The sequence below is a fragment of the Campylobacter sp. US33a genome (assembly GCF_004378855.1).
Lineage (GTDB): Bacteria > Campylobacterota > Campylobacteria > Campylobacterales > Campylobacteraceae > Campylobacter_D.
Map to the genome: position 1 here is coordinate 125430 of NZ_RYYL01000004.1, position 25006 is coordinate 150435.

A 25006-nucleotide genomic window follows, 5' to 3' on the forward strand; every position below is an offset into this window, starting at 1 on the left:
AATTCACCTGTTGTTAAAATCTTGTTCCTAGCATAAATTCAAAGGAATTGGTATCATCGCCTTTTTTGTCGTTTAGAGGTTTAGCGAATACAAGTTGCAAAGGTCCAATTGGAGTAATCCATTCAAGTGCAACACCTGTGCTGTAGCGTTGAATTTCATCAATTCTACTTTTTCCTATCATACCATAGTCAAAAAAGACACTACCTCTTAATTTAATACGATTGATTAGCGGAAAGCTGAGTTCGACGGAGTTTGCAAAAGCAATTGTTCCGCCTATTTCATCTCCCCATTGGTTTTTTGGGCTAACAGTACGGCTTTCAAAGCCACGAATAGAACGTATGCCTCCTAAATAAAATCTTTCGTTAATTGGCAAGTATCCTTGATCCCAGACCTTATATAAATTAGCTTTATAGCGGTAAATCAAATCCCAGCCTATATATTCTTCAAGACCTTGGTAAAAATTAAAACTAGAACTAGAAGATAAGAACTGCTGATCTCCGCCAACTCCTGCAAATTCAAGACTTGTTGATGCAATAATGCCTGATCGTGGCAAATAATAATCATCTGTATTATTAAAGGTTAGTGCTGGGATGATTGAGCTTTTAATGCTTTTACCTAATTTGTAGCCCGAACGCAACAAGGTATCACTAAGATGATAGATATCACTTTGTTCAAGATTATAAGTAAGGCTTGCACTAAGATGTCTTGTGAGCAATCTTCCTGCTGTAATTTCAAAGCCGTAACTTTTTTCATAATAATTATCCCAGTCGTAGTCATTGGCATAAACAGCACCGCCAAGACTGTATTTAGAGTCTCTAACTCTTGGGTTTGTTATGCTGATTCTCCCTGAGAGCATATCATCGTCTTTATCAACATTAATAGAGCTTTTGATGCCTGAGCCAAAAATATTTGTATCTGACAAAGAAGCATTTAAAAGCAAACCATCACTAGATCCATATCCTATACCCCCCGATATGGTTCCGGTTGAAGTTTCTTTAACTTCGACAATTAAATCCATGTGAGTGTCATCCACTCTTTCTTCTTTGATATTCACATCTTCGAAGTAAGAAGTTCTCCTCAAAGCATTTCTTGAGTCTGTCAAATCACTTCTGTGGTATAAATTTCCTTCTGTAAGATAAAGTTCGCGTCTGATGATTTTATCTGCTGTTCTTGAATTTCCTGAGATGATAACATTTCTTATAAAAACTTTTTCATTTGGAATAACTCTAAAAATTATACTCGCTTCACTATCTATTTCATTTTTTTGAATATCGGGAATGACTTGAACGAAGGCATAGCCTAAGTTTGCAGTATCTGTTTCTATGGATTTGATATCTTGTCTGACTTTTTCTATATTAATGGTTTTACCTACGCTTGATTTTAAATCTTGCACTTTTTGCATATTTTCTTCAGAACTAAATACAGGATTTTCGATAGAAATACTTTTGATTTTATAAGGTTTTCCTTCTTTGATATAATAAGTCAAATCAGCCTTATAGGTATCGGTATAAGTTTTAAGATAAGCAGGAGAAACTTTAATATCAAGATAGCCTTTTTTCATGTATTCATCAGCGATTCTAGAGCTATCATTTTCAAGATCAAAAATTTTCAACTCTCCGCTATTTCTACCCCACATCCAACCCATAAATTCTCTTTTTTTATTGCTAACTGCAGGTTCAATATCCGAATAAGATAGTTTGTCGCTTCCACTAAGATAAAAATTCTCTATAGTAATGTTTTCGCCGCGATTTACGATAAAAGTTAATTCCAAACCTTCAGAATTGCTAAGTTTTTCTTTTTCTATTTCTACTATGGTATCAAAATAGCCTTTGGACTCATAAAACATTTTAATCTTTTCAGCGGCATCTTTGACTGAATTTTCATCATATAAAATTCCTTTTTTGATGCCTAAAACTTGATCAATTTGTTTGCGGTCATTTGATGCTATACCGTTAATATTGATTTTTGCAATAGTAAGCTTTTCTGTGAATTTAAAATTTAAAATTCCATTTTTTTCTTCAACAACAATGTCGCTAAAATAATTTTGATTATATAAATTTAGAATAGCTTGATTGATTTTTGCTTCGTCGATTTCTTCGCCAATTTTTAAGCCAGAAATTTGACTCGCAGTTTCTGCTGAAAGATAAGAAAGATTAGAAAACCGAATTTCTTTTATAACAGCAGCTGAAGAAATACTACATAATAGGCATAAATTTAAGATTTTTTTCATTATGTCTTACCTAATTTTGATTAATAAACTCGCTATAATAGCAAAAAAAATTTAACAATTTATTTAAAGGATGAAATTATTATGAAGGTTGCTATTATAGGACTTGGATTGATGGGCGGTTCGCTTGGACTTTGTTTAAAAGAAAATAAATTAATCAGCACGGTTTATGGTTATGATAAAAGTAAAGAGAATGAAAAACAAGCTTTGGAATTACAACTCGTACATGAGCTTATCACTCTTGATAAGCTTGAGGAGTGCGATATAGTCTTTTTGGCTGTGCCTGTTGATGCTATTTTGGAGCTTTTGCAGGCCTTAAAAGATATTTCTTTTAAAACAACGATTATAGAACTTGGAAGCACAAAAAGAAAAATTATAGAATCCCTGCCGCAAAGTTTGAAGAAAAATTTCATCTCAGCTCATCCTATGGCAGGGACAGAAAATAGCGGACCAAAGGCGGCCTTTAAAGAACTCTATAAAGATGCGGTTTGTGTGCTTTGTGATAGTGAAGTGGCTGATGATTTGCATCAGAAAAGAGCAGTGGAAATTTTTTCGCATTTGGGGATGAGAATTGTATTTATGGATAGTGTTGCACACGATCATCATACAGCCATTATTTCGCATTTACCCCATGTAATTAGCTTTTCTTTAGCAAATTATGTAATGAAGGAAGAGGATAAAAGAAACATAGCCCATTTAGGTGGTCCTTCTTTTAAGGGCATGTGTAGGATTGCAAAATCAAATCCTGATATGTGGGGAGGTATTTTTGAGCAAAATAAAGAGAATATACTTTCTAGTATAGAATGTTTTCAAAAAGAATTGGATCGTTGCAAGAAAATGCTAGAAAATGCCGATAAGGATGAGTTGTATGCGTGGATGAAGAGAGCAAACACTTTAAGGGAAATTTTATAAGTTTTATAATTATTTACATATTTGATATAGAATTCTTGGCGAAAAATAAACTATAGGTTAAAATGTATGGCAAGAAGGAAAAATAAATCTTTTATAATATTGTTTTTTGTTTTGGTTATTGCAGCTGGGGTTGGTATAACTCAGCTGAATATTTTTGAACAAAATAAGCCAGAAATTGATATTCCTGATCATATTTATAGCAATTTGGTTGATCCTATTGTGGTAAGAGTTGCGGATAAAGATTCAAATTTGAAAAATATTAAAGTAACTCTTAAAAAAGATATTAATGATGTAGGTGCAGTATTGTGGGATTCAAATATTCAGAATAAAAAAGATATTAATTTACAAATTCCTTTGCCAAAGGTTGGTTTCAAGGAAAAAGTAAATTCATATGTTATGGAGATTGAAGCAAGTGATTCTAGTTTTTGGAATTTTTTTGCAGGCAACAAAGCAACCAAGATTGTTTCTATCACCGTAGATAACAAAAAACCTAATGTGCAGATTTTAAGTAATTCTTATCAAATAGAACAAGGTGGTGCAGCTAGTGTTGTTTTTGAGGCAAAAGATGAAAATTTAGCAGAGCTTTATATTGAAGATAATAAGGGTAAAAAATTTAAAGTTACTCCTTATATCAAAGAGGGTTATTATGTAGCTTTGATTGCTTGGGATGCAAGAGAAGAACAATTTAGGGCTTATGTGGTCGCAAGTGATAAAGCAGGAAATATAACAAAAGAGCGTATTAGATATTATCTTACAAATCGCAAATACAGGGTTTCAAATATTAGTTTAACTGATAGATTTTTAGATGGTAAAATCGAAGATTTAGCAAATCAATATGCTCCACAAGGAAGTAATTTTGATCGTTTGCAAAAATTTAAGTTTGTTAATGAAACACTAAGGCTTTCTGATGAAGAAACTATCCACAAAATCACTTCAGAAATACCTGAGGAAAAAATAGAGCATAATATAAAATTTAATCTTTTTACTCCTTTGAAAAATAGTATGAAGGTGGCAGATTTTGCCGATCATAGGTATTATCATTATGAAGGAAAATTTGTCAGCGATTCTTATCATATGGGACTTGATTTAGCCAGCGTTGCAAGGGATAATATTATTGCAAATAATGATGGCAAAGTTGTTTTTGCTGAAGAGAATGGAATTTATGGTTTAAATATTATTATTTATCATGGTTTGGGTGTCTATACGCTTTATGGACATTGTTCGTCAAAAGATGTTGAGGTGGGCGATACGGTACATGCAAAAGATATAGTTGCAAATACAGGTGTTAGCGGACTTGCTTTGGGCGATCATTTGCATTTTGGTGTTTTAGTGCAAGGAATTGAAACGCGTCCAGAGCAATGGCAAGATGTAAATTGGATGAATAATAATATTTATAAAGTTTTAGAAGATGGAAAAAAAATTATTTTAGGTGAAATAAAATGAATCAATTAACTATTTCAAATATTGTTAAAGGTGTAGGGATAGGACTTCATAAAGGCGAACCTATTGAAATAGTTCTCGAGCCTTTGGAGGCAAATAGTGGAATCGTTTTTTATAGAAGCGATTTGAATATTTCTTATAGAGCTGATTTAAATAATGTGATTGATACACAAATGGCAACTGTAATTGGCGATGATAGGGGTTATATTTCGACAATAGAGCATTTAATGAGTGCTATTAATGCTTATGGTATTGATAATATTAGAATTTGTTTGAATGCTAATGAAGTGCCTATTATGGATGGCAGTAGTGTGAGTTTTTGTATGATGTTAGATGAAGCTAAAATCAAAGAACTTGATGCACCAAAACAAATTTTGGTTATTAAAAAAGATGTTGAAGTAAGAGATGGGGATAAATTTGTAAGACTTAGCCCAACGCAATGCCCTAAAATTAATTATACTATTAAATTTGACAACCCTATAATCGCTAAACAAAGTTTTAGTTTTGAATTCAGTAAAAAAAATTATATTGAAAATATAGCTAGAGCTAGGACTTTTGGATTTTTAAAAGATGTCAAGGCTTTAAGGGCTATGAATTTAGGACTTGGTGGTAGCTTAGAAAATGCTATCATTGTAGATGAAAATCGCATTTTGAATCCTGAGGGTTTGCGTTTTAAAGATGAATTTGTAAGACATAAAATTTTAGATGCTATTGGCGATTTGACTTTGCTTGGTTATAGAGTGTATGGTGATTATACTTCTTATGCAGGTTCGCATAAATTAAATCATCTTTTAACAAAAGAGCTTTTGAAAAATAAAGATGCTTATGAGCTTGTCACTCTTGAAAAAGAACAAGCAAAAATTTATGAAAAGGTATTTGCATAAAAAAAGTTAGTTTGCTTTTAAATGCCTTATCAAAACCTATTATGTTAGGCGTTTATGAAAATAATAATTTAATAAAAAAATATCAAAGCGATGAAAGAGCGAGTGAATTTTTACCTAAAATTCTAGATGAATTATTGCAAGATTTTGATGTGCAAAAACTCATTTATGCAAATGGACCAGGTTCTTATATGGGAATTAAGGTGAGTTTTTTGATCTTTAAAACTTTAAGTATAGTAAAAAACATTCCTTTATATGGTATTAATGCTTTTTGTTTGAATGATTTTAAGCCAATTAGTGCAAATAATCATTTTTGTTTTGTTTTTGAAGAAGGGAAGATTTTGCTTAAAAAAGAAAAGGCGGGCGAATTTTTTATGCCTGAAAATATTGAAAAATTGAAATTAAATGAAGATAACTTACCTTTTTATTTTATAGACGCTGTTTGAGGAAAATATGAAGATTTTAACGCCAGCTACCAGTGCTAATTTAGGTCCAGGATTTGATTGTTTAGGGCTTAGTCTTGGCTTTTTTAATGAAGTAATTATAGAGCGAACTAAATTTTTTAGTATCAGCATTCAAGGAGAGGGTGCTAAGAATGTCTATGTTAAAAAAAATAATGTATTTGTAAATATTTTTAATACAATTTATGAAAAACTAACAGGACAAAAGGATAATTTTCGTTTTATTTTCCATAATAAAATTCCTTTTTCTAGGGGTCTTGGTAGTTCATCCGCAGTCATTGTGGCAGCCATTGCAAGTGCTTATGAAATGAGCGGAGTTAAAGTTTCAAGACAAGAAATTCTAAATGAAGCCTTAAAATATGAAAGTCATCCTGATAATATCGCTCCAGCCACGCTTGGTGGTTTTGTTTGTTCTATGGTTGCAAACAATCAAGTCTATAGTATAAAAAAAGCTATTGATAAAGATTTAAAAGCTGTAGTGCTTATCCCTAATGTGCCAATGAATACCAATAAAAGTAGGACTTTACTACCAAAATCATATCCAATGAAAGATTGCGTGTTTAATCTTTCGCATTCTTCTTTTTTAACAGCTTGTTTTTTAGAGAAAAAATATGATTTATTAAAAATTGCAAGTTTGGATCGAATTCATCAATATAAAAGAATGAAGCTTTTGCCGGAGCTTTTTGAGGTGCAAAAAATAGCTTTGGAAAATAAAGCTTTAATGAGTACACTTTCAGGCTCAGGTTCAAGCTTTTTTTCTATAACTTATCAAGATGATGCAAAACATTTGCAAGAGATTTTACAAACTAAATTCCCTCATTTTAGAGTTGAAATTTTAGAATTTGATGATAAAGGATTTGAAATTTGCTAAAAACTTATAAAAAAAGATATAATTTTGAAAAATCATATACCCATTAGAATGTGCATTGTATGCAAGAATCGTTTTGAGCAACAAAAGTTATATAGATTTCAAATTCAATCATCTAAAATCATTAAAGCAAGTGGGTTTGGACGGAGTTTGTATATTTGTGATGAATGTGTATTGCAAGAAAAGAAAATATACAAGGCATTTTTAAGAGTGTGTAAAACTTTGAATTTAAATACATTACAGCAGGATCTAAAGGAGATAATTTTAAATGGCAAAGATTAGAATTCATGAAATTGCAAAAGAATTAGGATATGATAGTAAAGAGATTATCGAAAAAGCAAATGAATTAGGTTTAAATATCAAGACTGCTTCAAATGCGGTAGAATCTGAAGTCGCAGCAGCGATTTATGAATACATACAAACAAAAACCATTCCAGAGGCCTTTAAAAAAACGCAAAAGAAAAGCGGTATAAAAAAAGCTAAAGAAAAAGACGAAAATAAAGAAAAAGAAACAAAAGCTACTAAAATTTCGGAAGAAAAAAAATCTTCAGAAAAAATTACAGCAGATGCTGATAAAAGAGTTGGAGAGAAGCCAAGTATCACTCATTCCACTTTGCCAGAAGAAAAGAAAATTCAGAGCGAAGAAAGCGTCGTTACACCTAGTATTGCAAGTGCTACCTTAGCAAAGAGAAGAGGGCTTGTTATCGTTAAAAAGAAAAAAGATGAGTTATCTTCTGGTTCTTCTCAGGTTGCACAAGAAGAGCCAAAATTAAATCAAGATAAAATCAGTCTTTCAATGATGTTTTCCAATGCAGATGAAAATTTGAAAAAAAAGAAAAAAGATAAAAAACCAAGTCTTGCAGTAAAAAAAGAAAGTGCTGAAAAAATGGACTTTTTGAGCAATCATGAATTCGGCGATATTGCTTTAGAAGATGAAGATATGGTGGTTTTACCTGATTTTAGTATCAAAGAGCAAAACAATGCCCCTGCTATAAAAAAACAACCTAGTGTGTTAAGACAGTCTTTTAATAATTCTATTAATCAATTTTCAGAAGGCGGTATCCAAAGAAGAAGTCGTAAAAAGCCGCCTAAAAAGGTAGAGAAAAAAGAAAGTGAAGCTATAACCAGTGTAGAAATTCCAAAAGAAATTCGTGTGTATGAATTTGCGGATAAAATAGGAAAAAACACAAGCGAAATCATTTCAAAGCTTTTTATGCTTGGAATGATGACTACAAAAAATGACTTTTTAGATGAAGATGCGATTGAAATTTTAGCTGCTGAATTTGGTATAGAGATTAATATTGTTAATGAGACTGATGAATTTGATTATGTTAAAGAATATGACAAGCATCATAAGGGTGAAAATTTAGTTACTAGAGCACCGGTTATTACCATTATGGGACATGTTGATCATGGAAAAACTTCTTTATTGGATTACATAAGAAATTCGCGTATTGCAAGTGGCGAGGCAGGAGGGATCACTCAACATGTAGGCGCTTATATGATAGAAAAAGATGGTCGCAAAATCACTTTTATCGATACTCCAGGTCACGAAGCATTTACAGCAATGCGTGCAAGGGGTGCGAGTATAACAGATATTGTTATTATCGTTGTTGCGGCAGATGATGGAGTAAAGCCACAAACTAAAGAAGCGATTAATCACGCAAAAGCTGCCGGTGTGCCTATCATCATAGCAGTAAATAAAATGGATAAAGAAGCTGCAAATCCTGATATGGTAAAAACTCAACTTGCTGAAATGGAAATTATGCCTGTAGAGTGGGGTGGAAGCTATGAATTTGTTCCAGTTTCTGCTAAAACAGGTATGGGGATAGAAGAGTTACTTGAAATTGTGCTTTTGCAAGCTGATATTTTAGAGCTTAAGGCCGATCCTAAACATTTTGCTAAGGCAAGCATCATAGAAAGTTCCGTGCAAAAAGGCAGAGGTCCTGTTGCAACCATTATCGTGCAAAATGGGACTTTAACTGTGGGAAGCACTGTTGTTGCGGGTGAGGCTTATGGAAAGATTCGTGCTATAAGCAATGATCAAGGTAAGGCTTTGAAAGAGATTAAACCTGGTGAGTGTGGTGTTATTATAGGTCTTAGTGAGGTAGCGGATGCTGGAGAAACTTTGATCGCTGTAAAAACCGATAAAGAAGCTAGAGAGTATGCTGCTAAGCGTTATGAATATAATCGTCAAAAAGAGCTTAGCAAATCAACTAAAGTCAGTATTGATGAGCTTGGGGCAAAGATTAAAGAAGGTAATTTAAAAGCCTTACCTGTGATTTTAAAAGCCGATGTGCAAGGATCATTAGAAGCCTTAAAAGCAAGTTTGGAGAAACTTAGAAACGATGAAATTAAAGTTAATATTATTCACAGCGGAGTAGGGGGAATCACACAAAGCGATATAGAACTTGCAAGTGCGAGTGAGAATTCTATCGTGCTAGGCTTTAATATCCGTCCAACCGGCGAAGTAAAAGAGCGTGCAAAAGATAAAGGCGTGGAAATTAAAACTTATAATGTAATTTATAATTTACTTGATGATGTAAAAGCTTTGCTTGGTGGTATGATGAGTCCTATTATTTCAGAAGAGCAGCTTGGACAAGCAGAGATTAGACAAGTGATTAATGTGCCAAAAATCGGACAAATTGCAGGTTGCATGGTGACTGAAGGTGTAATCAACCGCGGGGCTAAAATTCGCCTTATCCGCGAAGGAGTTGTTGTGTATGAAGGCAATGTAAGCTCACTTAAACGCTTTAAAGATGATGCTAAAGAAGTGGCAAAAGGCTATGAGTGTGGCGTTGGTATAGAAGGATGTGATGATATGAGAGTGGGCGATTATATAGAAAGCTATAAAGAAGTAGAGGAACAAGCAAGTCTATGAATCCAGCTGAAATCAAAAAACTTCGCACAGAGAGTATTTTAAAAGAGCTTATTCCTGAAGCTTTGGCGAGTTTAGATGATGAGAATTTAAAAAATCTTTGCGTGGTTGATGTGGAGTGTAAAAAAGGTAGATACGATGCCTTTGTGTATTTGGATAAAATGTTTTTCAATACTCATGAGCAAGAAAAGATTTTACTTTCTTTGAAAAAAGCAAGCAAGGCTTTGCAAAATTACTGCATGAGTGAGCAAGGCTGGTATAGGTGCCCGAATTTTCACTTTAAATTTGATGATAGGCTTGAATATCAAAACCATATGGATGCTTTATTTGAAAAAATCAAAAAGGAACAAAATGAATCTTAAAGCACTTTGTAAAGAAGCAGGGCTTAGCTTTTATGATGATGAGCTAGTAAGTGAAAATGGTAGAAAGATTTATAGAATTTATGTGCAAAAAGAAGGCGGGGTAAATCTTGATGATTGTGCTAGGCTTAGTGAGATTTTATCGCCTATTTTTGATGTAGAACCGCCAGTTAGCGGCGAGTATTTTTTAGAAGTATCAAGCTGTGGGCTTGAGAGAAAACTTAGCAAAATCGAGCATTTTGCAAAAAGCATTAACGAACTTGTAAAAATCACAACTAGTGAAAAAGAAAAGATCGAAGCAAAAATCATCGCTGTAAATGATGAAAATATCACTTTAGAAAATTTAGAAACTCAAGAAAAAACTACTATAAATTTTAGCAACATAAAAAAAGCTAAAACCTTTGTGCAGTGGTAGAATAATAAATTTTTTAATATCTAAAAAGGCTTATTTTGTGAATATAAATTCAATTGATGATTATGAAAAATTTTTAAATATAGTTTATGAAGGGTATAAAAATAAACTTTTAGAATTTAAAAAAGATGATATAGAATTTTATAAAAATAACAATGAAATCAAAAAATTAAAAACAAAAGAAGGTTATTATTTTTATGTTGCTAAAAACGCAAAATCAATAGTATCGTTTGCCAGTGCAAGCAAAAAATTATGCGATACATTTACTATGGATAGTTTTTTAGATAAATTAAAAGGTGTTGTTGATAAGCAAATTAGATCTTATAATCCTATTATATATAAAGATATTTTAGAAAGCAGCGGTTTGGTTTCAGATAGTTCAGATTATTTTTTGATTCCTTCAAATCCAAAAGTTTTTGATCTTGAAGGATATGTTGATGAAAATAAAGGTAAAGAATTAACATGGGGTGAAAAAGGAGCAGGGGCGCTTTTAAGCATGAAGTCAAATAGTAAAGTATTTTTCTATATAGCTAGAGAATCTTTAGTTTGTTTTTATGGTGTAGTGAAAGAAATTAAAGAAGATGGAAAATTTATTATTAATAAAATTCAAAAATTAGAAAAAACAATAAGCTTAAATGATGCTAGAGAGTATGGCTTTAAAGTGCCTCAGCGTAATCAAAATTTTTATAATATGTTTGTCTTAAATTATCTATTATTGGCAAATAATTTAATAAAAGGTAAAAAAATGATTATAGATGATGAAGTAAATATAAAAAATCCACCTTTAAATCAAATTCTTTATGGGCCTCCAGGGACAGGGAAAACTTATCATACCATTGATAAGGCTTTAGAGATTATATTAAAAGAAGAAAAAATACAAATTCCAAGTGAAGATGATAGAGTAAATAGAAAAAAGTTATTTGATGAGTATATAAAAAATGGACAAATAGTTTTTACTACTTTTCATCAAAGCTATGGGTATGAAGAATTTGTAGAAGGTATAAAACCTGTTATGGATAGCGAGCAAGGTAATTCTAAAGAAGTAGAATATGAAATAAAAGATGGAGTTTTTAAAGAACTTTGTAAAAAAGCTAATAAAAATTACCTCTCATCAAATGAAAATAACAATGAGCTTGATTTAGATAAATTGATTTTTGAATTTGCTAATTACATTAATCAAAATTTTATAAATAAGGGCGATGAATTTCCTCTAGAAAATAGGGTTAATATTAAAGAAATTCTTTTAAATTCTAAAGGCGAATATCGTTCTTTTTTATTGGGTGGATCAATAAAAAGTCCTCAAAGATTGACTATTGATATTATAAAAAGAGATTATTTAAATTTTAAAGAAAACAAAATTTTAGATTATAAAGATATCAAACCAAAATATGAAAGTCAAAGCGATTATCACGGAAATGCGATTTATTATTTTATGTTTTATAAAAAATTAAAAGAATTTGAAAATACACAAAATGTAAGTTTTAAAAATATAAATGAGAAATTAAAGCCTTACATAATCATCATAGATGAAATCAATCGTGGTAATGTAAGTAAGATTTTTGGTGAGCTTATCACCTTAATAGAACCTAGTAAAAGGATAGGTGAAAGCGAGGAATTAAAAATTACTTTGCCTTACAGCGGTGAAAAATTTGGAGTGCCTAAAAATGTATATATCATAGGCACTATGAATACAGCTGATAGAAGCATCACTTCACTTGATACAGCTTTAAGAAGACGCTTTGAATTTGTAGAGATGATGCCTGATGTAAGCAAATTATCTATAGATTGTGAAGGTGTTAATTTGCAAGAATTATTAAAAGCTATCAATACTCGTATAGAATACTTGCTAGATAGAGAAAAGACTATAGGACACGCATTTTTTATAAGCATTGATAGTTTAGAGAAATTAAAAAATGTTTTTCAAAATAAAATCATCCCATTATTGCAAGAGTATTTTTATAATAATTATGCTTTGATTGATGCAGTTTTAAATAATAATGGTATGATTTTTGAAGATAAAAAAGATAATAAATATTTACAAAAAATAAAAAATTTAGATAATGTAGATAACGAAAAAAATATTTATAATATCACCTCATTTAATGATGAAATTTGGGATAAACCAGAAACATATCAAGCTATTTATGATGATGAGAAAAATAAAACAAAAAATGATGAACAATAACATTTTTTCCATCATCGAGCACCAAGCCTTTTGCGAAGAAGATTTAAAAGAAATTTTTAAAGAAAAGGCTGGAAAATTTTATGAAGAACTAGAAAATTTCGCAAAAAATAACGAAAATTTTCTAGGCTTTAAAAACAAAAACACTTTAAAAGCTAAAAATTATGTAGGCATTATACAAACCAAAAGCGGAGTTTTGGAGATCTTGCCAAAATGCACGGACTTAGAAAGCTATAAAGAAGAAAAAAATTCATCGAATATTTCACAAGAAAAACTAATAAAAGCTTATGATTTATCGCAAATAAATAAAACGAATCAAGATGATGATTTTTATGAAAAAGATTTTAAATTTAACCCCAAAATTCTTTTAATCAATATGTTAAAAACCTTAAAAAACTCTCCTTTTAAAAAATCTCAAATTTCATCTTTGCAAAGTTCTAAAACGCCTTTGCTTGAAGTATTTATTATGATGTTTTTAGATGAATTTGATAGTGTGTATAAAAAAGGCTTGATGAGATCTTATGTAAATAGCGAAGAAAATAGAGCTTTTTTAAAAGGAAAATTACTATTTAATGAGCATATAAAATCAAATTTAATCCACAAAGAAAGATTTTTTACAAGTTTTGATGAGTTTGTTTTGGATATAGCACCAAATCGTCTCATCAAATCAACTCTAAATTTCTTAAAATCCAAAACAACTACTAATAAATTTAGAATCATCAAAGCTATGCAAATTCTTGATGAGGTAGAATTTTCTAAAAATTATGAAAAAGATTTTAGCTTTAAAATTTCAAGACATTTTGATTATTATGAAAATATACTTTCTTGGTGTAAGATATTTTTGCAAAATCAAAGCTTTGCTCCATATAAAGGTAAAAACGAAGCCTTTGCTTTACTTTTTCCTATGGAAAAACTTTTTGAAAACTATGTGGCTTATATGTTTAAACTTGCTAATCCTAGTGAAAATGTAAAAGCCCAAAGTAGTGGAAAGTATTTAATCTCAAAAAATGATGAAAAATGTTTTATGTTAAAACCTGATTTATATATAGAAAATAAAATGATCCTAGATACCAAATGGAAAATTCCAGATGATAACGAAGATGAGAAAAAGCATGGCATATCGCAAAGCGATTTATACCAAATGTTTGCTTATGCTTGTAATTTTAAGATAAATGATATAAAGCTTATTTATCCGCTTTGTAAAAGAACAATGGAGTTAAAAAATAAAATAAAAGAATTAGAATTTAACGCAAGTAAGCATTTGGCATTTTTAAACAATGATGGTTTTTTGAAAACAAATATAAAAGTCCAAGTCTTTTTCGTACCTTTGCCCTTCTAACTTTGAGTTCTTATAATCAAACTTGGCGGAAGTTTAAAAAATTCTATCAACTCTCTTTCTTTCTCTCTCATTTGCCCTTGATCGTTTTCGTGATCAAAGCCCATTAAATGCAAAAGTGCGTGGATAAAAAGCAAGGAAATTTCATCTTCAAAACTGTGCCCAAATTCCTTTGCTTTTTGCTCCGCTAAATTTTTATTAATCACAACTGAACCTAAAGGCAAATTGTCGTGGATATTTTCAAGTGGGAAGGAAAGCACATCGGTGGTTTTGTCGATATTTCTTTGAGAAAGGTTAATTTCTCTCATCTCTTTATCATCAACAAAAACAAGTTCCACATCTTTAGAAGTCATTTTGTTAGCGATTTTCTCTAAAAAAGCACAACTTTCATCACAAAGTATCATCACTCATCCACAGAAAGAATTTGCGCTTTTTTACCTACAATGGCGACGCAATGCTCATAATGTGCAGCATTGAGTCCATCAGCACTACCCGCATCCCATTTTCCATTGTAATGTTTTGGAGTGCCATCTTTTTGACAAATCATAGGTTCTATGCAAAAAACCATACCTTCTTTGATTTTTGGTCCGCTTTTTGCACTTGCGCCATTTTCAAGATAGTTTAAAATTTCAGGCTCGCCGTGTGGTTTGCGACCTATGCCATGTCCGCAGTATCCGCGAAGTGGTACAAAGCCACGAGAATGTATAAATTCGCCCAAAAATGCCGAAAGTTCTTTAAATCGCATTCCTTCGCGAATTTCATCGATAGCGCCATATAAGGCATCTTTGGCGCAAGCGATGAGTTTTTCATCTTGGCTTGAAATTTTTCCTATGGCTATGGTGCGCGCTGCATCGCCATAATATCCATTTAAAAAAGTTCCCACATCAAGCCCTAAAATGTCGCCTTCTTTGATGATTTTTTCATCAGGAATTCCGTGTATGCAAACTTGATTTAAAGAAATGCAAATAGCACCAGGAAAGCCATAAAGCCCTTTAAAAGATGGTTTTGCACCATGACTTAGTATGAAATCTTCAGCCATTTTATCGATTTGTTTTAGGCTCATACCCACTTTAATTTCTTTTTCTAAAAAATCCAGTGTTTTGGCTACGATTTTATTAGCTGCTCTTAGTTTTTCTATTTCTTCAGGTTTTTTTAATTCTATCATTTTTTAATCCTTAATTTTCATTAATATTAAGCCAAATTTTGGCAGTGTTTTTTAAAGAATTTACATCGCTGGACGCATAAAAATTTAGCTTTGCTTTATGTTTTAAAGTTGGTAAATCTTTATGGGTTTTTAAAAAATCCACAATGGCATCGCCAGAATGTATAAGCTTGGTATTTTCTCCAAAATACTCGCTTAAAGCTTTTGAGATTAACGGAAAATGCGTGCAAGCCAAAATCAGTCCATCGGGCTTTTGAATATCCTTAAAATAATACTCAAAAGCACTTTGTAGAAACTCACCTTCGAAAATTCCTTCCTCAACCATAGGGACAAAAAGACTAGTGGAAAGAGCATTGATATGATTAAAACCTTCTTTTTGCAAACGATCTTGATAGGCTTTTGAATTTATAGTGGCTTTTGTAGCTATGACAAGAATGTTTTGATTTTTTTTTAGAGTTTTTTTGGTAGCCTCGATCCCAGCGTCAATAACACCATAAATGGGAAATTTAGCTTTTTCTTGTAAAGCTTTGAGTGCATAAGCGCTTGCGGTATTGCAAGCAATGATCAGCATATCAATGTCAAATTTTTCAAAAAAATCAAGTGCTTCAAGGCAAAATTTAATGATAGTGTCTTTATCTTTTACTCCATAAGGAACGCGTGCGGTATCGCCGTAATAAATTACTTCATTAAATAAATTCGCCTCATACAAAGACTTTAAAACACTAAGTCCACCAACGCCACTATCAAAAACACCGATTTTCATCATTATTTACAAAATTTATTTGATAATTCTTAAATACAAATATCCCACTAAGGCACTTAAAAAACTCGCAATCAAAATAGCAAGCCTATCGGCGTGTTCAAAAATAGCACTGTCTTGGTAAGCTAAACCATCAATAAATAAGCTCATAGTAAAGCCAATTCCTGTTAAAATGCAAATTCCATAGAATTGTGAATATTTTACACCTTCTGGCAATTTTGCAAGTTTGAGTTTAATGCTAAGATAAGAAAATAAAAACACTCCGACTTGTTTGCCTATAAAAAGTCCTAAAATAATACCTAAGCTTACAGGAGCAAGCAGGGAAGAGAAACTCATTCCGCTAATGTCAATTCCAGCGTTTGCAAAAGCAAATAAAGGCAAAATAAAATAAATTACCCAAGGGTTTAAATCATGATGTAAATCTTGCACGAAATCTTGCCCATTTTTGCGTTCCATTGGTATAAATAAAGCAACGATAATACCCGCCAAAGTTGCATGCACTCCACTTTTTAGCATTGCTACCCATAATACAACGCCCACTAAAACATAAAAAGGCAGATGTGAAATTCTAAAATAATTAAGTAAAAACAATGCCCCTATGCAAAGTAAAGAAATGAAAATCGCAAGAGTAGAGAGCTCACTAGTGTAAAATAAAGCAATGATAATAATTGCTCCTAAATCATCAAAAATTGCCAAAGAAAGCAAAAATAGTTTTAAGCTTGTAGGAATTTTATTTCCCAAAAGCATTAAAATTCCCACCGCAAAAGCAATATCTGTGGCTGTTGGTATCGCCCAACCTTTCATTGCAAATATATCTTGATGATTGATAGAGGCAAAGATTAAAGCAGGAGCTATCATACCGCCTAATGCACCAAAAATAGGCAAGGAAACAGAGCGGATATTGCGAAGTTGTCCCCTTAAAACTTCATGTTTTAATTCAAGTCCTATGCTAAGGAAAAAAACAGCAATCAGACCATCATTTATCCATAAAAGTAAGGGTTTGAAAATTTCAAAATCATTGATTTTAAAGCCAAAATCTGTATGTAAAAAATTATCATAAATTAGGCTTAGAGAAGAATTCTTACATGCTAAAGCAAAAAAAGTACAAAAGATCAGCAAAACACCTGGAAAAGACTCGCTTTGAATAATTTTTTTAAAATTTTGCATCATAATCCTTGAAAAGTTTTTAAAAAGCTTATTTTACCGTTAAAATACAAATTTTTAGTTTAAAATTTGAGAAAAGTAAAGCCTTGTTTCCAAGGCTTAAGCGTAGATATCAATCCCGCCAGAATTTGCAGAAGAGCTTACAGCAGGAGTGCTTGAAGTATTTGTTCCGCTTGTTAGTCCTTCTAAAAGTTGTGCCATTGCCGCTTCGTTTGCGTCCATAGCTTTTTTAAAAACGCTGGTATTTACCGCAACCATTAAGGAAGCATTACTCATATCAGGTATCATTACACCCTCCTTTGTGAAACTAAGCACTTAATATTAATCGGAAAAAAATACAAATAATTAACATTTCTAAAGTAAATTTTTTAAATATAAGTAAAATTTAACAATAAAATACAAAATAAGGATAAATAATGAAAAATTCTTTAGAAAAATTATTTTCTTATCTTTCACAAAATACAATTCATATTTTAAGCACTAGCGCAGATAATATCGTTCATTCAAGACCTATTGGAAGTATGATATTAGCAAGAGATAGGATTTATTATTGTATGAATAAAAATAAAGCAATGTATACTCAGCTTTGTATCAACAATCAAATTTGCATTTGTGTGTGTTTGGAAAATTATACTTGGGTTAGAATTTATGCTAAGGTTTGTTTTGATGATGATTTAAGTGTAAAGCAAATTTTTATTGATAAAAACAAAACTAGATTTCAAAATGCAAAAGATGATAATTTTGCTATTTTTTATCTTAGTGATATTAAGGCTGAAATTCATAAAGGTTTAGAAATTGAAGTTTTAGAATTAAAATAAAAGCCCAAAAAGGGCTTTTAAGCAATATTTTGAAAAGATTCAAACTCTATATCGGAAAGAATTTAAAAAATTTTATAGTTTTTCTTCAATTTCAAGTTGTTTTATATTTAGCACAATGAATTTATATGAAAGATAAATTACTAAAGGCCAAGTAAGTAAAAATAAAGCATGTAGCATTGTAATTCCTTTTTAATAAGCATGATCATCATTTGCGATTTCTTCGCGTGTGATTTTTTCCCTATCCATAGCACGCCACACATAAGTAATGTAAGCTAAAACAAAAGGCACAAGCAAAGAAGCATAAGCCATCACACTAAGGGTGTAGTAACTCGAACTCGCATTTTTTATCGTTAATGAGCTTTGCAAATGTGTAGTTGATGGATAAAACGCACTGTCTCCAAGCCCAACATTTAAAAGCAAAGCAAACACACACAAAATAGTTCCCAAACCCAAAGTCCAGATTGCGCAAGCAGTTTTTACAAAGGCACCCAAGTAAATTCCTAGCAAAACAAAAAGCACTCCAAGTAAAAGCAAAACAAGCAGTAATGGTTGTTCCAAAAAAGTATAAAAATACAAATTTGCACTCATACACACAAAATGATTTTCATCAACAAAAAAGCCATCTTTTAAAAAAATCCAAACAAGAAAAGCTAGGAAAAATGGTAAAAATAGAAGAGCATTGATGAAAATTTGTTTTGAAGCTTTAAATTTAATGCTTTCATTTTTGATATTATTCATAAAATACGCCGCACCCAAAATACGACTTAAAAAAATCAAAGCCAAGCCAAGTAAGTAATTATAAGGATTTAAAAGAAGTTCAAGTCCTCTAAAAGTATGCTCCCAAACGACAAAATTGTGCTCATCAAGTAAAAACTCAGATCCGCTAAAAAAACTACTCACAGCAACACCTATAAGAAAGGTAGCCAAGTAGCCATTGATTTTTAAGAAAAATTCATAGCTTTTTGCACCGTATAAATTACCTTGTTTTTTGCGGTATTCATAAGACACAGCTTGCAAGATGAAGCAAAAAAGTATGATAAGCCAAGCCCAATAAGCCCCGCCAAAACTTGTGCTATAAAAAAGTGGAAAAGCCGCAAAAGCTGCTCCGCCAAACATTACAAGAGTTGTAAAACCAAGTTCCCATTTGCGTCCTAAAGAATTGATAAGCATAGTTTTTTCAAGCTCATTAGTGCTTAAAGTATCTATAAGGGTTTGTCCGCCTTGCACAAAAAACATAAAAATTAAAAGAGCACCAAGCAAACTTAAAACCACCCACCAATAAATTTGAAGCTCTGCTAATTCTAAACCAAAAAACATTATTTTACCCCTTTATCCTCGCTAAAGCCTTTTTTGATTTGACTTAGCATGATTTTGATTTCCGCAAGTAAAAGTGCAGTAAATAACACAGCAAAAATCCAAAAAGAAATTTTCACATTCACGCTTGCTAAATTTGTAGCCGCAATGCTAGTAGGCATAAGATCTTGTATGGCCCAAGGTTGTCTGCCCACTTCAGCTACGATCCATCCAGCTTCTGCAGCTATATATCCTAGTGGGATTGTTAAAACGCAAAGCCATAAAATTTTGCGGAATTTTTCAATATCATTTGCCATAGTTAAATAAAGCGTGATGATAAAGAGTATGAAAAAATAACTTCCCAAAGCCACCATGATGTGAAAACTGTAAAAGGTTAGAGCAATCGGCGGCACAGCATCGCTTGGCTTTTCTAGATAACCATAACCAAAATCTTTAAAATGCTTTTCGAGTAAAATTTTATTTAAATTCATAGCATTTGTGTCGTTATTGTCTTTAGCTATTTTGTAATTTTTTAAGGCATCAATGGCGATTTTACCATTATCAATGCGAGTTTGCAAAGGGCTTATACCTTGTTTTTCATTGCCAAAAACTAAATCTTCAATGCCAGCTACAAAAGAATTTGCATCACGGTTTCCTAAAATCGATAAAGCGTAAGGTATGCTTAAGTCAAATAAAAACACACTTTCGTTATTATCTAAAGTCTTTTTAGGATTTAATATCCCAAAAGCAACGATACCCGCTCTATGTTCGCCTTTGTAAATTCCTTCCATCGCTGCAAGTTTCATCGGCTGGGTTTGAGTGACCCTATAGGCACTCTCATCGCCGCTAAAAAATAAAAATACCGAGCAAATAAGCCCAAAACTAGCACCAACTACAAGGCTTTTTTTGGCTTCTATAATATGGCGTTTTTTGAGTAAAAACCAAGCTGAAATTCCCATAACAAATAAAGCAGAAATCACATAGCCACTCGCCACAGTGTGTAAAAATTTCGAAACAGCCACAGGAGAAAAAGCCACTTCAAAGAAATTTTGCATTTCATTTCTTGCGGTATCAGGATTAAATTTCATTCCGATAGGGTATTGCATCCAGCCGTTTGCAACCAAAATCCAAAAGGCGCTTAGGTTGCTTCCAACTGCTACACACCAAGTCGAAAACAAGTGGAATTTTTTAGAAACCTTATCCCAGCCAAAAAACATTACTGCAAAAAAGGTTGCCTCTAAAAAGAATGCCATCAAGCCTTCAAACGCTAAAGGTGCGCCAAAAATATCACCTACAAACCAGCTGTAATTTGCCCAATTTGTCCCGAATTCAAATTCCATTATAATGCCCGTTGCTACACCGATGGCAAAATTTATAGCAAATAAAGCAAGCCAAAATTTGGTGATTTTTTTCCATTTTTCATTGCCTGTTTTAACATAGATTGTTTCCATAATGGCAATGATAAAAGAAAGCCCTAGAGTCAAAGGCACAAATAAAAAATGATAAAGTGCAGTTAGTGCAAATTGTGCTCTTGAGTAATCAACGCTACTAAGATCCATTATTCTTCCTTGGTAAGATTTTTTATAACAAAATTTGTTTTTTCTTTTTGAGTGTTAAAAGCGGAATTTATAGTGTTATCAAATAAAAACATTTTGATAAACAAAAACATCACTAAAAGCTTAATGATGATGATTTTCCATAAGGTTTTACCTAGTTTTAAATTCATAAAACCTTCTTTGTAAAAATTAAAAATTTCACACAAAGCATTAAAATAGCGTTTTAAAAGCATATTTTATCCTTGAAATAAATTCAAAAATGCAAATCTTAAAATAAATCTTATAAAAATTTGCTTTATATGGCGGTGATTTTGTTACTTTACGATGAATTTGTCATTGTGTGATTTTGGGCAAGATACGACTATAAACTCTAAATCTTCGCAAGTTTGATTTATCATTTGATGAATTTGATGAGCTTTGATATGTATACCTTCCCCTGCTTCTAGTTCGATATCCGCATTTTCTAGTCTCATCAAGGCTTTTCCTTTTAAAATATAAAAAAACTGCTCAGCTTTATCATGATAATGCATATCTTCAGCTGTATGTGGAGGCATTTTTTCGGCAATAATGCTTAAATGTTTACTATCAACAAAGTGCCAACCGTCGCAAATTTCTTTCCAATTATAATGTTTGGCATTTTCTCTTGTAATTTTTTGCATTTCACTTCCCCTACTAAATTTTTGGTATTATAAGTATTTTTTGACTAAAACATTATTAAAAGCAAAAATGTTTATAAGTGGCATTTGATTTTGGACGAATTTAAAAAATCGCTAAATTTTGCCACGAACTTATAAATTATGATAATTCCAAGGATTTTAAACTCATCACTCACGCCAACGACACTACAAATTTTAATTTTAAAATACTAAATTTTTACAAAACTATCTACAAATTTTATAAATTTGGAACGCTATTTGCTTGAGTTTTGCAACTCAATATTTTATAAAGGATTTAACATGATGAGATCTCTGTGGTCTGGAGTATCTGGACTTCAAACACATCAAGTAGCAATGGATGTAGAAGGTAACAATATCGCCAATGTCAATACGACTGGTTTTAAATATTCTCGTGTGGATTTTGGAACAATGTTTAGTCAAACAGTAAAAATTGCAACAGGACCAAATGGTAATCAAGGTGGTCAGAATCCTTTACAAGTGGGACTTGGTTCTGCAGTAAATTCTACGACAAGAATTCATTCTCAAGGTTCTATTCAAAGTACTGAGAAAACCACCGATGTGGCGATAGAGGGTGATGGATTTTTTATGGTTTCTGATGATGGGGGCTTGACTCGTTATCTTACAAGAAATGGGGACTTTAAGCTTGATGCGGCAGGAAATTTCGTTAATAATGCCGGTTATGTCGTGCAAGGTTGGAACCGTGATCCTATGAGTGGGCTTATAAACAACTCTGCATCTCCAACAAATATTTTCATCGATCCAGGTATGAATATCCCTGCGAAAATGAGTACAGAGCTTGCTATTAAAGCAAATCTTAACAGTGGACTTAGCATAGGAAATGCGAAATCTCCTATTTATGCACTTGATTCTGTGCACGGTTTTAATACCAAAAATGCTGAAACTATCAATGAAAATGATCCAAGCGAAACACAATTTTATACTACTGAAAAAAATGCAAATCAAATCATCGAAAAAGGTGTTGATGCTGGAAGTTTGTATAATGGAAATGGCGAAGGTTTAAATTTAAGAGATGGACAAGGAATTTGGGTAAGTTATGCAGATGCGAAATTTAGCACGGCTAAGGAAAATTCTACCGGAGTATTTAATCCTGATAATAAAACAGCACAAAACAATGTGACTTTTTGGGGACATGAGAAAAAACCTGTGACTTTAGATATCACTATCAATGGGGTGCATATTTATAATGAAAATATTAAAAGCATAGACGAAGCCATTGCTTATATCAATACCTTTGCTATACCTGATGATAACAGAGACGGCACAGGGGTTAAAGCGACAAAAAATGCTGATGGTTCGGGTATTGATTTTGTTAATACCAATGCAGATGGCACTACAGACAATATGAAAAATATTCATTTGGTTGTAAATCAAGGTAATAGCGCAGGTGAGGTTCAAACTATACCTGTGACAGGCAATCCCGCTGATTTTGATTGGGATAATGTAACTTTAAATACTGCTGGTGCTGATTCTTCGCTTATTGATGGAACTTCTAATCAAATTGAAATTATTACAGCTCATAAGTATGTATATAGCTCATCTCCTGTAGATATACCACCAATGGTAAATCCTGATGGCGGCCCTGCATATAATGCTGGAGATGCTGCAACTCCTGGTACGGGATCTGCAAATTTTGAAGATGCTTTGGCTGGTGGTTTGCTAAATACTAATACTAGGACTTTTAGAACCACTGAGGATTTAAGAGAGCTTTTGCAAAGAGATGCAAGATATGGGGTTGATTATGATGGAAGTGGGGTATTTGAAGACAGTGATGTTAATGGAGCGGTTAAGGTGACTGTAAATTCTTCAGGTGCTTTTGTGATTTCTAATCCAAACACTACAAGTGATAATTTTGGACAAACTACAGCACAACAACCAAAAGATATGAATTTTAATATTACTGCTTATAAGGATAAAGCCGGCACTGTAAGCACCAATGATGCCTTTACTAAGATTTTCAAAGGTTTTGATGGTCCTATGACTGTGGGTTCAGCGATTAAAGAAAGTGAAGCGATGTATCTTAGCTCTTTTTCAGCAAGTCTTGATGTTTATGATTCTTTAGGATCAAAACATACTATTGTTGTTGAATTTACTAAGCTTAATACTACAGCAGATGGTGGTAATGAATGGTCGATGATTATTAAAGTGCCTGAACCTGCAGAGATCAATGCCACAGGCGAAGGTCCAAACAATATCATCGTGGGTAGTGCGAGATTTAACAATGATGGTTCTTTGGTTGCTTATAATCCAAAAACTATTAATTTCTCACCAAATAACGGTGCAATGCCAAATCAACAAATCAAACTTTCTTTTGGTTCAAGCGGTGGTTTTGATGGTATAGTAAGTAATTCCCAACAATCAGCACTCACAGCACAAAAAACTGATGGTTATGCCGGAGGTAGTTTGCAGCCTGAGTCTTTAAAAGTCGATGAAAGTGGTTATATTTGGGGTGAATTTACCAATGGACAGGCTTTGGCTTTAGCACAAATTGGTATCGCAAATGTTAGCAATAATGCAGGGCTTGAAGAAATTGGCGGAAATATGTTTAAACTTACTGCAAATTCTGGAGATTTAATCATAGGTGAAGCAGGAACAGGCGGTCGCGGAAAAATGCATTCAAGTGCACTTGAAATGTCAAATGTGGATTTGAGTCGCTCTTTAACTCAACTTATCGTGGTGCAAAGGGGTTATCAAGCGAATTCAAAAACCATTTCAACTAGCGATCAAATGCTTAATACCTTACTTCAACTCAAACAATAATTTTTTAACAGTCAAGCTTAGTGCTTGGCTATTTTTGGTTTGTGATTGTTTTAAGTTTTGGTGAGTTTTTGTTCTTTTAAATTTTTGTATTTTGTGAAAATTTTTGGCGAATTTGCTTTGTTAAAGAGTTATGAAATTTTTAAGAATTTTATTTTTCGAGCTTTAAATTTATATTTTATTTAAAGTTTTAAATTCGCTTTGGATATTGAAATTTCGGTGCTTAGAAATAAGATAAAATCAATGCTAATTTTCCAAATGAAACAAAAATGTAATTTGTGTTAAATATTTTAAACTTAAATCTAGCTTTACAAGTCTATGATTATAGCTTTGTAATACTAGATTTATAGACTTGACCTTCAATCTATTGCTAACCTGCTCTCTTTTTCGTTGAGCGGGTTGCAATTTTCTTTAAGCTAAAATTTTGTTTTTTTGATATAAAATTACGCCCAGAGTTTCATTTCCTTTGATTATTATAATTACAACTTCAATCCCCCCCCCCATCATAGATTGAATGTTTTACATTATGAAACTCTAGAGGGAAGCTCCTTCCCTCGCTTTAAACTAAATTTCCTAAACTTCTTTTTATTAATTGACTATAATCTTTAGATGATTTATGATTTTTATCAAAGCAAAGGAAAAAATGCAAACCATAACTTTACAAGCAAATGAAGAGCAACTTGGTAAACTTTTAGAGCTTTTTAAAGAGCTAAATATCAGCTACGAGATAGAAGCAGATGGATATGAAAAGCTTTTAAGCGAATGTGAAAGCGGTAAAACTTGAGAGCAAACCAAGCAAGAACTTCACAAAGCTTTGGCTGATTATGAAAGCGGGAAGGCTAGGC

The 25006-nt window shown here is 32.2% G+C and carries 24 protein-coding genes; 14 read left to right on the forward strand and 10 right to left on the reverse strand.

Annotated features, from left to right (window positions below):
- Positions 1 to 13 precede the first annotated feature (13 nt).
- Positions 14 to 2230 carry an outer membrane protein assembly factor BamA gene (gene bamA / locus ELQ16_RS04165; protein WP_134238312.1) on the reverse strand — a complete coding sequence of 739 codons (2217 nt, stop codon included), beginning with the start codon at positions 2228 to 2230 and terminating at the stop codon, positions 14 to 16.
- An 81-nt stretch (positions 2231 to 2311) separates the two neighbouring features.
- On the opposite strand from bamA, the gene ELQ16_RS04170 reads away from it, so the two are divergent.
- The 11 genes from ELQ16_RS04170 (at position 2312) to ELQ16_RS04220 (ending at position 13959) form a co-directional block, all read left to right on the forward strand.
- Positions 2312 to 3139, forward strand: a complete 828-nt coding sequence (locus ELQ16_RS04170) for a prephenate dehydrogenase (protein WP_134238313.1) — start codon at positions 2312 to 2314, stop codon at positions 3137 to 3139.
- Between the two features lie 66 nt (positions 3140 to 3205).
- Positions 3206 to 4582: a M23 family metallopeptidase gene (locus ELQ16_RS04175; protein WP_134238314.1), complete on the forward strand. Its 1377-nt coding sequence runs from the start codon at positions 3206 to 3208 to the stop codon at positions 4580 to 4582.
- Positions 4579 to 5463, forward strand: coding sequence for a UDP-3-O-acyl-N-acetylglucosamine deacetylase (lpxC, locus tag ELQ16_RS04180; protein WP_134238315.1), 885 nt, complete (start codon positions 4579 to 4581; stop codon positions 5461 to 5463). The genes ELQ16_RS04175 and lpxC overlap by 4 nt, the downstream gene beginning before the upstream one ends.
- 41 nt (positions 5464 to 5504) lie before the next feature.
- Positions 5505 to 5906: a tRNA threonylcarbamoyladenosine biosynthesis protein TsaB gene (locus ELQ16_RS04185; protein ID WP_134238368.1), complete on the forward strand. Its 402-nt coding sequence runs from the start codon at positions 5505 to 5507 to the stop codon at positions 5904 to 5906.
- 7 nt (positions 5907 to 5913) lie between these two features.
- The gene (gene thrB / locus ELQ16_RS04190) at positions 5914 to 6792 is read left to right on the forward strand and encodes a homoserine kinase (protein ID WP_134238316.1); all 879 of its coding nucleotides are present in this window, start codon (positions 5914 to 5916) and stop codon (positions 6790 to 6792) included.
- 24 nt (positions 6793 to 6816) lie between these two features.
- The gene (locus ELQ16_RS04195) at positions 6817 to 7071 is read left to right on the forward strand and encodes a DUF448 domain-containing protein (RefSeq protein WP_208335061.1); all 255 of its coding nucleotides are present in this window, start codon (positions 6817 to 6819) and stop codon (positions 7069 to 7071) included.
- Positions 7058 to 9670, forward strand: a complete 2613-nt coding sequence (gene infB / locus ELQ16_RS04200) for a translation initiation factor IF-2 (RefSeq protein WP_134238317.1) — start codon at positions 7058 to 7060, stop codon at positions 9668 to 9670. Before ELQ16_RS04195 ends, infB begins: the two co-directional genes overlap by 14 nt.
- Positions 9667 to 10029 carry a 30S ribosome-binding factor RbfA gene (gene rbfA, locus ELQ16_RS04205; RefSeq protein ID WP_134238318.1) on the forward strand — a complete coding sequence of 121 codons (363 nt, stop codon included), beginning with the start codon at positions 9667 to 9669 and terminating at the stop codon, positions 10027 to 10029. The genes infB and rbfA overlap by 4 nt, the downstream gene beginning before the upstream one ends.
- Entirely contained in the window at positions 10019 to 10441 is a 423-nt protein-coding gene (gene rimP, locus ELQ16_RS04210; RefSeq protein ID WP_134238319.1) for a ribosome maturation factor RimP, read from the forward strand. Before rbfA ends, rimP begins: the two co-directional genes overlap by 11 nt.
- Before the next feature lie 559 nt (positions 10442 to 11000).
- Positions 11001 to 12623, forward strand: coding sequence for an McrB family protein (locus tag ELQ16_RS04215; protein WP_407919961.1), 1623 nt, complete (start codon positions 11001 to 11003; stop codon positions 12621 to 12623).
- On the forward strand, positions 12610 to 13959 hold the full coding sequence (locus ELQ16_RS04220) for an McrC family protein (RefSeq protein ID WP_134238370.1): 1350 nt from the start codon (positions 12610 to 12612) through the stop codon (positions 13957 to 13959). Before ELQ16_RS04215 ends, ELQ16_RS04220 begins: the two co-directional genes overlap by 14 nt.
- Here the strand turns inward: ELQ16_RS04220 and ybeY are convergent.
- From ybeY to ELQ16_RS04245, 5 genes are all read right to left on the reverse strand, one after another.
- Positions 13956 to 14360 carry an rRNA maturation RNase YbeY gene (gene ybeY / locus ELQ16_RS04225; RefSeq protein ID WP_134238320.1) on the reverse strand — a complete coding sequence of 135 codons (405 nt, stop codon included), beginning with the start codon at positions 14358 to 14360 and terminating at the stop codon, positions 13956 to 13958. The two genes, ELQ16_RS04220 and ybeY, sit on opposite strands and share 4 nt — an antisense overlap.
- Positions 14360 to 15121, reverse strand: coding sequence for a type I methionyl aminopeptidase (gene map / locus ELQ16_RS04230; RefSeq protein WP_134238321.1), 762 nt, complete (start codon positions 15119 to 15121; stop codon positions 14360 to 14362). The genes ybeY and map overlap by 1 nt, the downstream gene beginning before the upstream one ends.
- 10 nt (positions 15122 to 15131) lie before the next feature.
- The gene (gene murI / locus ELQ16_RS04235) at positions 15132 to 15881 is read right to left on the reverse strand and encodes a glutamate racemase (protein WP_134238322.1); all 750 of its coding nucleotides are present in this window, start codon (positions 15879 to 15881) and stop codon (positions 15132 to 15134) included.
- A gap of 15 nt (positions 15882 to 15896) precedes the next feature.
- Positions 15897 to 17045 (reverse strand): Na+/H+ antiporter NhaA, encoded by a 1149-nt coding sequence (gene nhaA, locus ELQ16_RS04240; protein ID WP_134238323.1) that lies wholly within the window; start codon positions 17043 to 17045, stop codon positions 15897 to 15899.
- Positions 17046 to 17141: 96 nt separating this feature from the next.
- Positions 17142 to 17330 carry a YjfB family protein gene (locus ELQ16_RS04245; protein WP_134238324.1) on the reverse strand — a complete coding sequence of 63 codons (189 nt, stop codon included), beginning with the start codon at positions 17328 to 17330 and terminating at the stop codon, positions 17142 to 17144.
- Between the two features lie 128 nt (positions 17331 to 17458).
- On the opposite strand from ELQ16_RS04245, the gene ELQ16_RS04250 reads away from it, so the two are divergent.
- Entirely contained in the window at positions 17459 to 17860 is a 402-nt protein-coding gene (locus tag ELQ16_RS04250) for a pyridoxamine 5'-phosphate oxidase family protein (protein ID WP_134238325.1), read from the forward strand.
- Positions 17861 to 18049: 189 nt separating this feature from the next.
- Here the strand turns inward: ELQ16_RS04250 and cydB are convergent, their stop codons facing one another.
- The 4 genes from cydB to ELQ16_RS04270 form a co-directional block, all read right to left on the reverse strand.
- Positions 18050 to 19177, reverse strand: coding sequence for a cytochrome d ubiquinol oxidase subunit II (gene cydB / locus ELQ16_RS04255; RefSeq protein WP_134238326.1), 1128 nt, complete (start codon positions 19175 to 19177; stop codon positions 18050 to 18052).
- Positions 19177 to 20715: a cytochrome ubiquinol oxidase subunit I gene (locus tag ELQ16_RS04260; RefSeq protein ID WP_134238327.1), complete on the reverse strand. Its 1539-nt coding sequence runs from the start codon at positions 20713 to 20715 to the stop codon at positions 19177 to 19179. The genes cydB and ELQ16_RS04260 overlap by 1 nt, the downstream gene beginning before the upstream one ends.
- A complete protein-coding gene (locus ELQ16_RS04265; protein WP_134238328.1) occupies positions 20712 to 20942 on the reverse strand; it encodes a DUF4492 domain-containing protein in 231 nt (76 codons plus the stop codon). The genes ELQ16_RS04260 and ELQ16_RS04265 overlap by 4 nt, the downstream gene beginning before the upstream one ends.
- Positions 20943 to 21023: 81 nt before the next feature.
- Positions 21024 to 21368 carry a cupin domain-containing protein gene (locus ELQ16_RS04270; protein WP_134238329.1) on the reverse strand — a complete coding sequence of 115 codons (345 nt, stop codon included), beginning with the start codon at positions 21366 to 21368 and terminating at the stop codon, positions 21024 to 21026.
- 297 nt (positions 21369 to 21665) lie between these two features.
- Between ELQ16_RS04270 and flgE the strand changes: the two genes are divergently transcribed.
- Complete coding sequence (gene flgE / locus ELQ16_RS04275; RefSeq protein ID WP_134238330.1) at positions 21666 to 24164, forward strand: flagellar hook protein FlgE; 2499 nt, start codon at positions 21666 to 21668, stop codon at positions 24162 to 24164.
- A gap of 640 nt (positions 24165 to 24804) precedes the next feature.
- The gene (locus ELQ16_RS10150; RefSeq protein ID WP_208335062.1) at positions 24805 to 24945 is read left to right on the forward strand and encodes a hypothetical protein; all 141 of its coding nucleotides are present in this window, start codon (positions 24805 to 24807) and stop codon (positions 24943 to 24945) included.
- Positions 24946 to 25006 lie beyond the last annotated feature (61 nt).